Annotated in this window: 16 protein-coding genes; 6 read left to right on the top strand and 10 right to left on the bottom strand. The window is 71.3% G+C overall.

Features of this window, described 5'->3' with window-relative positions; genetic code table 11:
- Nucleotides 1-44: 44 nt before the first annotated feature.
- The 6 genes from KK483_RS19470 to KK483_RS19445 form a co-directional block, all read right to left on the bottom strand.
- On the bottom strand, nucleotides 45-695 hold the full coding sequence (locus KK483_RS19470) for a hypothetical protein (protein WP_242328887.1): 651 nt from the start codon (nucleotides 693-695) through the stop codon (nucleotides 45-47).
- Between the two features lie 200 nt (nucleotides 696-895).
- On the bottom strand, nucleotides 896-1,576 hold the full coding sequence (locus KK483_RS19465) for a GntR family transcriptional regulator (protein WP_262006488.1): 681 nt from the start codon (nucleotides 1,574-1,576) through the stop codon (nucleotides 896-898).
- A gap of 134 nt (nucleotides 1,577-1,710) precedes the next feature.
- Complete coding sequence (locus KK483_RS19460; protein WP_262006487.1) at nucleotides 1,711-3,072, bottom strand: aspartate aminotransferase family protein; 1,362 nt, start codon at nucleotides 3,070-3,072, stop codon at nucleotides 1,711-1,713.
- A gap of 119 nt (nucleotides 3,073-3,191) precedes the next feature.
- Complete coding sequence (locus KK483_RS19455; RefSeq protein WP_262006486.1) at nucleotides 3,192-4,328, bottom strand: CapA family protein; 1,137 nt, start codon at nucleotides 4,326-4,328, stop codon at nucleotides 3,192-3,194.
- 118 nt (nucleotides 4,329-4,446) lie between these two features.
- Nucleotides 4,447-5,346, bottom strand: a complete 900-nt coding sequence (locus tag KK483_RS19450) for a carbon-nitrogen hydrolase family protein (RefSeq protein ID WP_262006485.1) — start codon at nucleotides 5,344-5,346, stop codon at nucleotides 4,447-4,449.
- A 90-nt stretch (nucleotides 5,347-5,436) separates the two neighbouring features.
- Nucleotides 5,437-6,021: a DUF1153 domain-containing protein gene (locus KK483_RS19445; RefSeq protein ID WP_262006484.1), complete on the bottom strand. Its 585-nt coding sequence runs from the start codon at nucleotides 6,019-6,021 to the stop codon at nucleotides 5,437-5,439.
- Nucleotides 6,022-6,099: 78 nt separating this feature from the next.
- On the opposite strand from KK483_RS19445, the gene KK483_RS19440 reads away from it, so the two are divergent.
- Nucleotides 6,100-6,717: a hypothetical protein gene (locus KK483_RS19440; protein ID WP_262006483.1), complete on the top strand. Its 618-nt coding sequence runs from the start codon at nucleotides 6,100-6,102 to the stop codon at nucleotides 6,715-6,717.
- Here the strand turns inward: KK483_RS19440 and KK483_RS19435 are convergent.
- Nucleotides 6,704-7,039, bottom strand: a complete 336-nt coding sequence (locus KK483_RS19435; RefSeq protein WP_262006482.1) for a hypothetical protein — start codon at nucleotides 7,037-7,039, stop codon at nucleotides 6,704-6,706. The genes KK483_RS19440 and KK483_RS19435 overlap by 14 nt on opposite strands.
- A 294-nt stretch (nucleotides 7,040-7,333) precedes the next feature.
- Here KK483_RS19435 and KK483_RS19430 point away from each other — a divergent pair, with 294 nt between their 5' ends.
- Nucleotides 7,334-8,638 carry a hypothetical protein gene (locus KK483_RS19430; RefSeq protein WP_262006481.1) on the top strand — a complete coding sequence of 435 codons (1,305 nt, stop codon included), beginning with the start codon at nucleotides 7,334-7,336 and terminating at the stop codon, nucleotides 8,636-8,638.
- On the opposite strand, the gene KK483_RS19425 is transcribed toward KK483_RS19430, so the two are convergent.
- Nucleotides 8,633-9,070 (bottom strand): hypothetical protein, encoded by a 438-nt coding sequence (locus KK483_RS19425; protein WP_262006480.1) that lies wholly within the window; start codon nucleotides 9,068-9,070, stop codon nucleotides 8,633-8,635. The genes KK483_RS19430 and KK483_RS19425 overlap by 6 nt on opposite strands.
- Before the next feature lie 154 nt (nucleotides 9,071-9,224).
- On the opposite strand from KK483_RS19425, the gene KK483_RS19420 reads away from it, so the two are divergent.
- From KK483_RS19420 to sigJ, 3 genes are read left to right on the top strand one after another with little or no spacing between them, the layout of a single operon-like run.
- A complete protein-coding gene (locus tag KK483_RS19420; RefSeq protein WP_262006479.1) occupies nucleotides 9,225-10,061 on the top strand; it encodes a helix-turn-helix transcriptional regulator in 837 nt (278 codons plus the stop codon).
- On the top strand, nucleotides 10,058-10,294 hold the full coding sequence (locus tag KK483_RS19415) for a DUF397 domain-containing protein (RefSeq protein WP_262006478.1): 237 nt from the start codon (nucleotides 10,058-10,060) through the stop codon (nucleotides 10,292-10,294). Before KK483_RS19420 ends, KK483_RS19415 begins: the two co-directional genes overlap by 4 nt.
- Nucleotides 10,291-11,175, top strand: a complete 885-nt coding sequence (gene sigJ, locus KK483_RS19410) for an RNA polymerase sigma factor SigJ (protein ID WP_262006477.1) — start codon at nucleotides 10,291-10,293, stop codon at nucleotides 11,173-11,175. Before KK483_RS19415 ends, sigJ begins: the two co-directional genes overlap by 4 nt.
- On the opposite strand, the gene KK483_RS19405 is transcribed toward sigJ, so the two are convergent.
- Complete coding sequence (locus KK483_RS19405) at nucleotides 11,172-11,489, bottom strand: type II toxin-antitoxin system PemK/MazF family toxin (RefSeq protein WP_262006476.1); 318 nt, start codon at nucleotides 11,487-11,489, stop codon at nucleotides 11,172-11,174. The genes sigJ and KK483_RS19405 overlap by 4 nt on opposite strands.
- Entirely contained in the window at nucleotides 11,486-11,698 is a 213-nt protein-coding gene (locus KK483_RS19400) for a hypothetical protein (protein ID WP_262006475.1), read from the bottom strand. Before KK483_RS19400 ends, KK483_RS19405 begins: the two co-directional genes overlap by 4 nt.
- 147 nt (nucleotides 11,699-11,845) lie before the next feature.
- Here KK483_RS19400 and KK483_RS19395 point away from each other — a divergent pair, with 147 nt between their 5' ends.
- Nucleotides 11,846-12,553 (top strand): AAA family ATPase, encoded by a 708-nt coding sequence (locus KK483_RS19395; RefSeq protein ID WP_262006474.1) that lies wholly within the window; start codon nucleotides 11,846-11,848, stop codon nucleotides 12,551-12,553.
- Nucleotides 12,554-12,660 lie beyond the last annotated feature (107 nt).

Below are 12,660 nucleotides of genomic sequence, written 5' to 3'. Positions count from 1 at the left end.
CAGGCGCACGGCGGGTCCGCGGCCCGAGGGCCGTGGCCCGCGCGTCAGCTGAAGATGATCATGGAGCCCTGGCCGAGGCTGCGTGTGGCCGCCGCGTGCAGGCCCAGCCAGACGTGGCGTTCGCGCGCGAACGGGCTCTCGTCGTACGGGATCGGCCCCGCCGGCTCCTCCAGGGAGGTCGGGCGCGCCGGCGGGGCCGGGGCGGCCGGGGGGTTGGCGGGGTCGATGCCGATCGAGGGGGCCACGTACTCGAGCTCGCGCAGGAGGCCCTGCGTCGAGCCCAAGGGGCCGCCGGCCGCGAGGAGTTCCTCGTTCGAGAGCGGGACCTGGAAGTCGACGGGGACGTAGGCCCCCGCGTGGTCGTAGTGCCAGACCAGATGCGACTGCTGGGCCGTCGACTCGAACATCTCCAGCAATTGCTCGTAGTCGCCGCCCAGTTCGTCGACCGGCGTCACCGCCAGGCCGCAGAGCTGGAGCAGATAGGCCCGGCGCAGGAAGTGCAGGGCGTCGTAGTCGAAGCCGGCGATGGGCGCGACGTCGCCCGAGAGGCCCGGCATGTAGGCGAAGACGGGAATGGTGGGCAGACCGGCATCGGTGAGGGCCTTGTCGTACGACGCGATCTCGTCGGCGAACGGGTTGTCGGGGCTGTGGCACAGCACGTCGACGAGGGGGACCAGCCAGAGGTCACAGGCCAAGACGGGCTCGCTCTCCATCGGGGTTGTACGGGTTTGTGCGATGGTCGGGACAGCGTAGTGCTACGGGACTACCCCGCCCAGTCAGCGCACATCCCGGTCGCGGCTCCGTTCACCACTCCCGTTCACTACTCCCGTTCACCGCACCGCTTCACCGCACCGCTTCACCGTGCCCCGTCACCGCACCGCTTCACCGTGCCCCGTCACCGGGTGCGCCGCTCCAGCCGGTCCGCCCAGCGCAGCGCGTGCTCGTCGTGGGTGACGACCACGGCGTGCGCGGTCCGCCCGTCCCCGAGGGTGATCGCGTCCACCAGGTCCTCGTGCCTGTTCCACAGCCACGCCGCCGGCTCGGGCTCGCCGCGCAGATGCGGCACGGCGAACACCCAGGTCTGGACCCGCATCCGGTGCAGGAACTCGGCGATGTAGCAGTTGGTGACGAGCGCGCCGAGCTCCCGCCAGAAGCGCAGGTCGTAGCCGATGAGGACGTCCAGCTCACCGCTGCGCGCGGCCCGCGCGGCCTCCTCGGCCCGGCGGCGTACGGAGACGAGGGCCGGGCCGTGCACCGGGTTGGCGCGCGGGGTCCCGTCCGCGCGGAAGATGCCGTCCACGACGAGCGAGGCGGCCTCGACCATGCCGCGGTAGTCCTCGATCGAGAACCGGTGCACCTGGAAGCCGCGGTGCTGGTTGGAGTCGAGCAGCCCCTGCGCGGTGAGGTCGACGAGCGCTTCCCTGACGGGCGTCGCCGACACCCCGTACGTGGCGGCGATCTCCTTGACCGTGAACTCCTGCCCGGGCTGGAGACGGCCGGCGAGCACCTCGTCGCGCAGTGCGTCCGCGATCTGCTGCCGCAATGTGCTGCGGGTCACGACTCCGCTCGCGGGCATGTGTGGGTCCCCTCCGTCCGGTTCCGGACACCCTAAGCCAGTCGGAGGGGACCCCAGGGCGTGGCGTACGCCACGTCCTACGCCGCTCTTACGCCCCGCGTGGTGCCCACGGGCCGCGTCCTGCGCCGCGTGTCCTACGCCACGTGCTCGTCGGCGACGGCGAGCGCGGCGTCGAGGGCCGCCAGGCCCTCCTTGGCCTCCGCCTCGCTGATGTTGCAGGCGGGGACGGCGTGGGTGCGGTTCATGTTGATGAAGGGCCACAGGCCGTTCTTCTTGCAGGCCGCGCCGAAGGCCGCCATCGGCGCGTTGGCCTCGCCCGCCGCGTTGTACGGGACGAGCGGCTCGCGTGTCTCCCGGTTCCGCACCAGTTCGAGGGCCCAGAAGGCGCCCAGGCCGCGCACTTCGCCGACCGACGGGTGGCGCTCGGCGAGCTCGCGCAGGCCGGGGCCGAGGACGGTCTCACCGATACGGGCGGCGTGCTCGACGACCTGCTCGTCCTCCATCGCGCGGATGGTGGCGACGGCGGCGGCGCAGGCGAGCGGGTGGCCGGAGTAGGTGAGCCCGCCCGGGTACGGCCGCTTGTCGAAGGTCGCCGCGATCTCCGCGGATATCGCGACACCGCCCAGCGGCACGTAACCGGAGTTGACGCCCTTCGCGAAGGTCATCAGGTCGGGCACGACGTCGAAGTGCTCGGCGGCGAACCACTTTCCGGTGCGCCCGAAGCCCGCCATGACCTCGTCGAGGACGAACACGATCCCGTACCGGTCGCAGATCTCGCGGACTCCCGCGAGGTAGCCGGGCGGCGGGGTCATGATGCCGGCGGTCCCGGGGACGGTCTCCAGGATGATCGCGGCGATCGTCCCCGGCCCCTCGAAGGCGATCGTGTCCTCCAGGTGCGTCAGGGCACGCGCGCACTCCTCCGCCTCGGTGGTGGCGTAGAAGGGGGAGCGGTAGAGGAACGGCGCCCAGAAGTGGACGACGCCGGCGGAGGCCGAGTCGGAGGCCCAGCGGCGCGGGTCGCCGGTGAGGTTGATCGCGGTGGAGGTGGCGCCGTGGTACGAGCGGTAGGCGGAGAGCACCTTCGCGCGGCCCGTGTGCAGCCGGGCCATGCGGACGGCGTTCTCGACGGCCTCCGCACCGCCGTTGGTGAAGAAGATCTTGTCGAGGTCGCCGGGGGTGCGCTCGGCGATGAGGCGTGCGGCCTCGGAGCGTACGTCGATGGCGAAGGCGGGCGCGAAGGTGGTGAGCCGGCCGGCCTGCTCCTGGATCGCCGCGACGACGGCCGGGTGCTGGTAGCCGACGTTGGTGTAGACGAGGCCGCTGGTGAAGTCGAGGTAGCGGTTGCCGTCGTAGTCCCAGAAGTACGAGCCCTCGGCGCCGGCCACGGCGAGCGGGTCGATCAGGCCCTGGGCGGACCAGGAGTGGAAGACGTGCGCACGGTCCGCGGCCTTGACGGCCGCGCCGGCCTGCGGATCGGGTTCGGCATGAGGGGTCATGGCGAACAGGTTAGGGAGGCCCGGACGGCGCCGGACATGGCCATCTTGTATGGCCTCGGCCACTTTCGTGGGCAAGGTGTCGGGTCGGTCCCGGGCCCGCCACAGAGGTCCCGGGCCCGCTACAGCGTCGCCCGCCGCCACCACCGCACCGCCAGGAAGCCGTCGTCCGCCAGCTCCGGCTCCACCTGGGTGCCGAACGGCCGGCCCGCGCGGCTGAGCACCTCGCAGAGCCAGGCCACGTCCGCCGCCGAGGCGTGGTGCAGTTTCATCCGGCGGGCCTGCATCGGAGCGATCCGCAGGGAGGCGAGCTCGCCCGTGGCCGGGTCGAGCGACGGGAAGTACATGAGGCGAAGGTCGTCGCGGTAGCGCTCGTAGCCCGAGATCCCCTCGTAGTCGTCGATCAGGTCGCCGCAGCCGTAGAGGATGAGCTTGCCGCGGTAGACCTGGATCGGCCGGGGGTGGTGGGAGGAGTGGCCGTGGACGACGTCCACGCCGCCGTCGACGAGCCGCCGCGCGAAGCCGGTCTGGCTCTGCGAGACGTTGAACCCCCAGTTCGAGCCCCAGTGGATCGACACGACGACGAGGTCGCCCTCCTGCCGCACCGCCGCCGCACGCCGCGCGAGCGCGTCCGCGCTGCGGGCCGACAGATCGGGTACGAAGTCCACGCCCGGCCGCCCCTCCCCCGCCGCCCACCGCGACGGCACCCCGGCGGACGCCATGGCGCACGACAGGACGAGCACGCGCCCGCCGCTCTTCGTGGGCACCGCCACCGGCCGCTGGGCCTCGTCGAGGTCCCGCCCCGCCCCGGCCGGGCCGAGCCCGGCGCCGCGCAGCAGGTCCAAGGTCTCCTCCAGGCCCCGGCGCCCGAAGTCGAGCACGTGGTTGTTGGCCAGCGCGCAGACGTCGGGCCGGGCGGCGGCCAGGCAGGGCAGGTTGTCGGGGTGCATCCGGTACGTCACGGCCTTGCCGGGCGCGAAGTCGTCGCTCGTCGTGACGCTGCTCTCCAGGTCGATGACGCGCACGTCGGGTCCGACCTCGTCGAGCACGTCCAGCGCCTCGCCCCAGGGCCAGACGTAGTCCACAGGCTGGGGAATCCTCCCGTTGGCGACTTCCGCGAGCGTCACGTACTCGCGAGCGTCCCGGACGTAACCCTCGCGCAGCACGGGGTCACCGGGGTGCGGCAGGATCTGGTCGACGCCCCGGCCCGGCATCACGTCGCCGCTGAGGAACAGCGTCACGAGGGCCTGGCCGCTCATGCGTGCCATTTTCCCACCAGTTCGCCGTCCGTGGACTCGGCCGGACCGGTTGCCGGATCCTCCATCACGTGCCATGGACGCCGCGCATGCCATGGCGCTGCGTGCGCGGGGTCGGGCGTCAGCCGCCCAGCAGGTGTTCGTCCCGCCGCGCCGCCGCCGTGTCGTGGAGGTCGCGCAGCATCGGCTCCGCGTCGCGGGCGGTGCGCAGGACGGCCGGGTCGAGGTCGGCGACGAGGAGGCCGGGGCGGTCGGGGCTCGCCTCCGCGACGAGACGTCCGTCAGGCGCCCAGACCGCGCTGCCGCCGCATGCCTGCCGGCCGCCGGTCTCGCCGACGTGGTTGGCGAGGACGGCATAGACGGTGTTGTCGAGTGCGCGGGCGGGGAACCAGGTCCGCGACTCGTGGTGGCCGTTGCCCACGCCGAACAGCGCGCCTACGACGTACGCATGGCAGCCGTCGAGCGCCGCCGCGCGGGCGTGCTCCGGGAATCCGGAGTCGTAGCAGATGCCCAACCCGAGCCGCCAGCCGCCGAGTTCGAGGCTGGCGCCCCTGGCCCCCTGGCGGTAGACCTCGCGCTCGGCCTTGAAGAGGGTCTGCTTGTCGTAGCGGGTGACGAGAGCCCCGTCGGCCCCGATGACGAGCGCCGAGACGTACAGCTCGCCGCCGTCGTGGACGGCGGCGCCGACGACCGCGACCGTGCCCGTCTCGCGGCAGGCGGCGGTGACGGGCGCGAGCCGTGCGTCGCCGTCGCCTTGGACGGCGCACCGGAGCGGTTCGGCGCGGATGAGTTCGGGCTCGTAGCCGGTGAGGAACTTCTCCGGGAAGACGACGAGCCGGGCGCCGGAGGCGGCGGCCTCACGGATCATCGCGGCGGTGGTGGCCGCGTTGGCGGCGACGTCCCCGGCGGCGGGCCGGGCCTGGGCCGCGGCGATACGCAGCGGGCGCTCGGGAAGGGGACGGCCGCGGAGGGGACGGCCGCGGAGGGGACGGTCGGGCAGCGGGCGCGCGGTGTCTGTCACGGGCCTCCACTCTACGAAGGGCCGCGGAAGGCCCCGACAGCCCTCCGCCTGCGGCACGGCCCTCACCGACGGTGCCGCGACCGCACCGGCTCACCAGGGGAAAGGCCGGTCCACGCCCGCCAGCGCGAACCAGTCACCGTCGAGGACCTGCCGCTTCCAGGTGTCGACCTCCTTCTCCGGGACCTTGTACTTCTTGGCGACCTCGGCGCTCGTGGTGTCGCCGTAGACGACGACCAGCACGATCCGCGCCTTGTCCGCCGCCGTGAGCTCGTCCTTCGGCTTGTCGGGCAGGTCGCTGAACCGGAGACAGCCCGTGCCGACGCCGCCGTCGCCGCCCCGGCCGCCGGTACCGCCGAAGAAGCCGTGCCCGGGTTTTCCGGGCTCACCCGGCCGACCGGGCGCGCCGCCCCGGCCGCCGTCGCCGCCCGTGCCGCCGAAGAAGCCGTCACCGCCCCGGCCTCCGTCGCCGCCTATTCCGCCGGTTCCGGGCAGGCCGCCGCTGCCGCGTACGCAGCCGCCACTTGCGGGACCGGCGGGGCTGGCGGAGCCCGCCGTGCCGGCGGAGTGGTCTGCGCCCGCGCTGTGCGACGTCGTTGCGGTGCATGCGGTGCCGAGGGCGAAGGCCGCTGCGGCCGCCGCCAGGATGATCGAACGCTGCCAGAGGCTGCTGGACATGGGGGACTCCGTTCCACGAAAGGGTTGTCGAGCTGCGAGGGAGCAGGCACGGGGCGGAGGTGTGAGCACCTCCGCCCCGTGCCGGTGGGTGTGCGGCGGGCAAGCTCAGAAGAAGCCGTCGCCGCCCTGGCCGCCGGTACCGCCGAAGAAGCCGTCACCGCCCTGGCCGCCCTTGCCGCCGAAGAGACCGTCACCACCGCGGCCACCCGTCCCTCCGAAGAAACCGTCACCACCGCGGCCACCCGTCCCTCCGAAGAAACCGTCACCACCGCGACCGCCGGTACCGCGGAAGATGCCGTCACCGCCACGACCGCCGGTGCCACCGAAGAAGCCGTCACCGCCCTGGCCGCCCGTGCCGCCGAAGAAGCCGTCACCACCGCGGCCACCGGTGCCACCGAAGAAACCGTCACCACCGCGGCCACCCGTACCGGCCTTGACGTCGGCGGGATGGTCGGCGACGCTCACCGTCGGCGAGGCGGGCTGCGGGGCCGCCATCGCAGCGGCTGGAAAGAAGCCTCCGCCGATCACGGCCGCCGAGGCGAGAACCGTGGCGAGGCGAAAGCGCCGGCGCCGGGGGCGGACATTGTCGTTGGTGTGGATATTACGAGTCATGGGTTTTCCTCCTCGATAAAGGGATTTATTGAGTGGCCCGTGAATTCGAGACCACTTCCGGTCTGCTTTCTCAGTCCTCGTTGACGGTGTTGACCGTGCCGTTGTTGATGGGAACGGTGTTGTTGTCGCCGATGATCACGACGATGTTGCCCTTACCGCCGCCACCGTTCCGGCCACCGCCGTCGCCGCGGCCGTGGCCGTTGCGCCCGTGGCTGTTGTCGCGGTGACGCCAGCCGTCACCGTGGCCGCCGCGCCAGTGGTCGCCCTTGACGGCCGCTTCGACGGCCACCGTGTGCGTCGGCTCGGAAGCCGCGAACGCGCTGGTGGGCAGAAGCGCACCTCCCGCAGCCAGAGCGGTCGAGGCAGTCAGAATGACGAGACGCCGGGTGCGGGAAGTGCGGATCATGGGAATTCTCCTTCGTGGGATAAAGAGCTGGAATCGGGTGGGCCACCTGGTCTGCGTGAACCCATGACTCAAGTAAGCCCTGGATAAGCAGCCCCGTCATGCCGCTGCAATTCGGGGCTTGACAAATCGGTCGGCGTACGTTGCGGCCGAGTCCTCGACGAGCACGGAGGCGATTGCGGCACCCGTCGGGGTTGTTTCGCGCACGCACGGCAACAGGGAAGGCACATACAGCAACATTGCGGACTAATGTGGCGCCGGTCAGCGCCCTCACCACCGGCCGGACGGGGAAGCCCCATGTACGTCGTGTCGAGCCGCAGTCGAAGTCGCCTCGGGAAGGCCGTCGCCGCCGCATGCGGCCTGGCCGCACTGCTGGCGGCGGCCCCCGCCCCCGCCCTCACCACGACGGCCGGCGCGCGGACCCCCGCCGACGACGACCGCTCGCGAGCGGGTTCGGTCATCACGCTGCGGACCGCCAGGGTCGGCTCCCCCGGCAATCCGCCGGTGGCCGTCGTCCCCTTCACCGACGCCGTCTACCAGTCGTGCGCCGACGCCCCCGAGAGCACGAGCGACTGCCAGACGCTCGGCGCGGTCGCCTACCCCTACGAGATCGGGCAGCTCGAAATCACCGTCGGCCAGTGGGTGGCGTTCCTCAACACCGTCGACCCCGACGGCCGCGACCGCCACGACCTCTACGAGGACACCGAGTCCTCCTCGGCCTGGCCGAAGTACGGCCAGGTCGACTTCGACGAGGACGCCGCCAGAGGCCGCCACTACGCGGTGGGCTACCCGCAGTGGACGTCCAAGCCCTACGGCTTCGCGAACTTCCTCGAAGCGGCCCGCCTGGCCAACTCGCTCGACAACGGCCGGATCCTGTCCAAGGAGACCACCACCGAGGGCCGCTTCACCTACGTCACCTACCGGGTCCGGCTCTCGCCGCGCACCGAGCGCGGGATGTACGACCTCACCGAGCGGGACGCGACCCGCACCAGCGACTCCGGCTTCGTCGTGCCGAGCCAGAACGAGTGGGTCAAGGCCGCCTACTACGACCCGAGCGGCGTCGGCACGTTCTCCTACTGGAAGTACCCGACCAACCCGGGCGTCTTCGGCGACGGCGCCGCGACCGCCCCCTCCCCCACCGTCCTCGACCCCGCGACCGGCGACGTCACCAACGCGGCGCCCCAGCCCCTCGCCTCGTACCACGCCTCCGACCTGCCCGCCCCGAGCTGGTGCCCGGGCCAGGTGCCGTCCGGCGTCTGCACCACCGCCAACCCGATCGGGCTGGACCCGGCCACCTACGCCGACGTCTACCAGGGCAGCCTCGCGACGGTCGGCCAGGCGCGGACCACCTCCCCGTGGGGCACGCTCGACCAGGGTGGCAACGCCGTCGAGTGGACCGACACCATCACGCCGCCTCCGGGTGGCACGGACGGCGCGCGGGTGTGGCGGCGGCTCCACGGTGGGGTGTCCAACGCCCCGGCCTTCCAGATGTGGCCGTCCGCCGTCGGCCTCCAGCCGCAGGACAACGTCTTCTACTCGCACATCTATCCCTGGCTGGGCATCCGCATCGGCGTGATCGGCGACCCCGGCCCCCGCTCATGACCGGTCAGCCGCCCCGCCCCCTGCCCCGCTGAGCAGCTCGATCGCCGCGGTGCGCAGGAGGAGGGGATGCACGAAGCGGCGGGCGTCGGTGGGCGGTGACCACCAGGACAGCGGCCAGGTGCGCCCACGCAGGGCGGGGACGGGCACATAGCTGATACGGCCCGACGTGCCGTTGAACCGCGTCACCTCGCGGGGCCAGCAGCGGCGGGCCGTGCTGCCCGCCGGAAGCAGGAAGTAGACCGCGTGCCGGCCGGTCACCTGGACGACGACGGGGCCGGGGTCACCGCCGGTCATACGGTGCATGAGACAGGCGAGCCGGAGGCCGTCCTCACCATCGAGGCGTACGGCGTCGAATTGCACACCGGCCTTTCGCAGCTGGAATCCGGAATCGGGGATCCAGTCGATCGCTGCTCCGCGAGTTTGCGTATTCACAGCTTCAGTCTGACCGCTTGCGGTTAGCGTTTCCCGTGACCGGGGCGGGGCGTCGCAACCCCTTTGACCTGCGCCAACGCCCGTAGACCTGGGTCGTGTTGGGCAGGTTCGGGTAGTGACCGGTTGAGACCGGTTGAGTCAGAACGGGATCACCATGGCGCGAGCGGAAAACAAGGAAACGGCAAGCCCGACGGCACGGCTTGTGGCGGACGTCGCGCGGAAACTGCGCGTACGGAAAGGGTGGACGCAGGAGCAGCTCGGTAACGAGATCGGGTTCTCGGCGGCGGCGGTCAGCGCGATGGAGACGTGTGCGCAGCCGGCGAGCGACGAGATGCTGGTGCATCTGGAGCGGGTGCTCGGGGACGGGTTAGAGATCTTCGAGCAGGCGCGGGTGTACATGCGGATGGAGAAGTACCCGCCGCAGTTCAAGAACTACGCGGGGCTGGAGCAGAAGGCGGTGGTGGTCAGGCTGTACGCGACGCACGTCATCCATGGCCTGTTCCAGACGGAGGCATACGCGCGGGCACTGATCGGTGGCGGATACCCGCCGCTTCCCGAGCAGCGTGTGGAAGAACTGGTCGAGGCGAGGATGGCGCGCAAGGCACTCTTCGATCGAGAACCGGTGGCGACGATCGAGCTGGTGTTGGAGGAGTCCGCGTTGAATCGGCCGATTGGCAGTGCCGATCTCGCACGAGAGCAGTTGCTGCGCCTCGCAGACCACGCGAAGCGGCGCAATGTCACGCTTCAGGTGCTGCCCATGGACTGCGGCCTGAATGGCGAGTGCGCGGGTGCCTACGGCGAGCTGAACCTGATCGAGACTCCGGAGCACGATCACCTGGCCTACCTGGAAATCCAGGACGAGAGCCTGCTGATCAAGGACCCCGCAAAGGTGAGCACGTACGCCCAACGGTATGCGAGGATCCGGGCACAGGCCCTGACGCCCCGGGAATCGCTGGGCCTCATCGAGCAGTTGGCAGGAGAGCAGAGATGAGCAGCACCCTGCGGTGGTTCAAGTCCAGCTACAGCAGCGACAGCGGTGGTGAGTGCATCGAGGTCGCCTTCGACTGGCGCAAGTCCTCGTACAGCAGCCCCAACGGTGGCGACTGCGTCGAGGTCGCTGCTTGCCCCCACACCATCCACCTCCGCGACTCCAAGGTCACCGACGGCCCCACCTTCACCGTGGCCCCTTCCTCCTGGTCGGCATTCCTAGACTGGGCCAAGTGACCGACGACGAACTGCTGGCGCAGCGCTTCCAGGAGCACCGTTTCCATCTCCGTGCGGTGGCGTACCGCATGCTCGGCTCGCTCGCCGAGGCCGACGACGCCGTCCAGGAGACGTGGCTGCGGCTCAGCCGTTCGGACACCAGCGAGGTCCGGAATCTGGCGGGGTGGCTGACGACGGTCGTGGGCCGGGTGTGCCTGGACATGCTGCGCTCGCGTACGTCGCGCCGCGAGGACCCCCTCGACGTGTACGTACCCGACCCGGTCGTCAGCAGCATCAGCGGGACGGATCCGGAGGCGGAGGCGCTGGTCACCGACGCCGTCGGGCTCGCCATGCTCGTCGTCCTCGACACGCTGCCGCCCGCGGAGCGGCTGGCGTTCGTGCTGCACGACATGTTCGCCGTGCCCTTCGACGAGATCGCGCCGATCGTGGGCAAGTCGCCCGCGGCGACGCGGCAGCTCGCGAGCCGCGCGCGCCGGAAGGTCGGCGCGGCCCCGGCGCCGGACCCCGATCTCGCGCGGCAGCGCGAGGTCGTGGAGGCGTGGGTGGCCGCGTCGCACGGCGGCGACTTCGACGCGCTGCTGTCCCTGCTCGACCCGGACGTCGTCCTGCGCGTGGACGGCGGTGTTCTCGCCGCAGGCGCGACGAAGCTGGTCCGCGGTGCACAGGAGGTCGCCGGCCAGGCGTCCATGTACGCGCGCTTCGCGCCGACCGCGCGGCTCGTGCTCGTCAACGGGCTGCCGGGGCTCATGTCGGTCACCGCGGACAAGGCGGTGTCGGTCATGTCCTTCACCCTCAGGGACGGAAAGGTCGTCCAACTCGACATCCTCGCCGACCCGGAGCGCATGCGGGAGCTGGACCTGACGGGCCCGGCCACCCCCTAGAGGTCGAGCAGGGCGCGTACGGCCCGGTCCACCCGTTCCATGTCCTCGGCGGACAGGTGGCCGAGGAGTTTCCCCGCCTCGAACCGCTCGGGGCGGAAGCCAGCGATGTCAGGGGCCATGACGACACCGTTCACCGGAGCGGTGATCGGCACGGTGACGAGTGTGTCCCGCGCGTCCTCCGCCTCCTGCACCACGGCGCACACGATGCCGCCCGGGTGCAGCCGGATGACGGCGGAGTTCTGGATGACGAGCAGGGTGCGCTCGCGGCCGACGGTGGGGATGCGCCACACCGATCCCCGCTGGATGTCGATCATGAAGCGTCTTCCCCGGCCGCCTCGTGCACGTCGTCGATCGTCTCGGTCGCACGCAGGCGGGCGTACTCGGCCATGGCGTCGGCCAGCAGCTTCTCCTCCAGGGCCCTCGCCAGGTAGTCCGACAGGTTCCCCTTGCTCGCGGCACGCGCACGAGCCGCGAGGTCCGGCGGGAGCGTGATGCTGACCTTCTCCCTGGGTGGCGGAGTCATGACATCGATCGTACCGACGTCACGACTCTCCAGGGCGGCATCCGCACCACTGGTCACTGGTCACTGGTCACTGGTCACTGGTCACTGGTCACTGGTCACTGGTCACTGGTCACTGGTCACTGGTCACGACAATGAGAGACTTGGCACGTGATCGTCGAACACGCGTACGCACATGTGACCTCGTACGACGAGACGCGGTGGCCCTGGTCCGTGCCCTGCGTCCGCGAACTCCTCGCGGAAGGGCTGCGCTTCACGGCGCCGGTGACCTTCCTCGTCGGTGAGAACGGATCGGGCAAGTCGACCCTGGTCGAAGCCCTCGCGGAGGGTTTCGGCCTGGACTCCTGGGGCGGCTCGCACGACTGGCGCTACGCCAGCCACCGGCCCAAGTCGGTGCTGGGCGAGCGGATCCGCTTCGACGCGGCGCCGCGCGGGCGCCGCATGCTCGGCAGCTGGGCCGCGCGGAAGGGGTTCTTCCTGCGAGCCGAGACGGCGCTGGACGCGCTGGACCGGGAAGGCTTCGCGCCGGACTCGGTCAGCCACGGGGAGGGCTTCCTCGCTGCGTTCCGGGGCAAGTTCCTACAGCCCGGGCTCTATGTGATGGACGAGCCGGAGGCGGCGCTGTCCTTCGCCTCCTGCCTCGAACTGATCGGGCACCTCGACCAGTTGACCAAGGCCGGCGGGCAGGTCATCTGCGCCACCCACTCCCCGCTGCTGACGGCGATGCCGGGCGCGGACATCGTCGAGGTCGGCGAGCACGGCATGCGGCGTGTGTCGTGGGGCGAGCTGGCCCTGGTCGACCACTGGCGCCGCTACCTGGCGGACCCGCGCGCGTATCTGCGGCACGTCCTCGACTGAGGAGGGCGGTCGGCCCGGCGGCCGGACCGGGGAACGCGCTACGACAGGGGGACGGCTTCCGTCGTAGGCTGAATCCCGCACGTGACGGACAGGAGGCTGAGGTGGCC

This window comes from Streptomyces sp. FIT100, assembly GCF_024584805.1.
Classification (GTDB): domain Bacteria; phylum Actinomycetota; class Actinomycetes; order Streptomycetales; family Streptomycetaceae; genus Streptomyces.
This window is presented reverse-complemented; position numbering and strand designations above follow the sequence as displayed.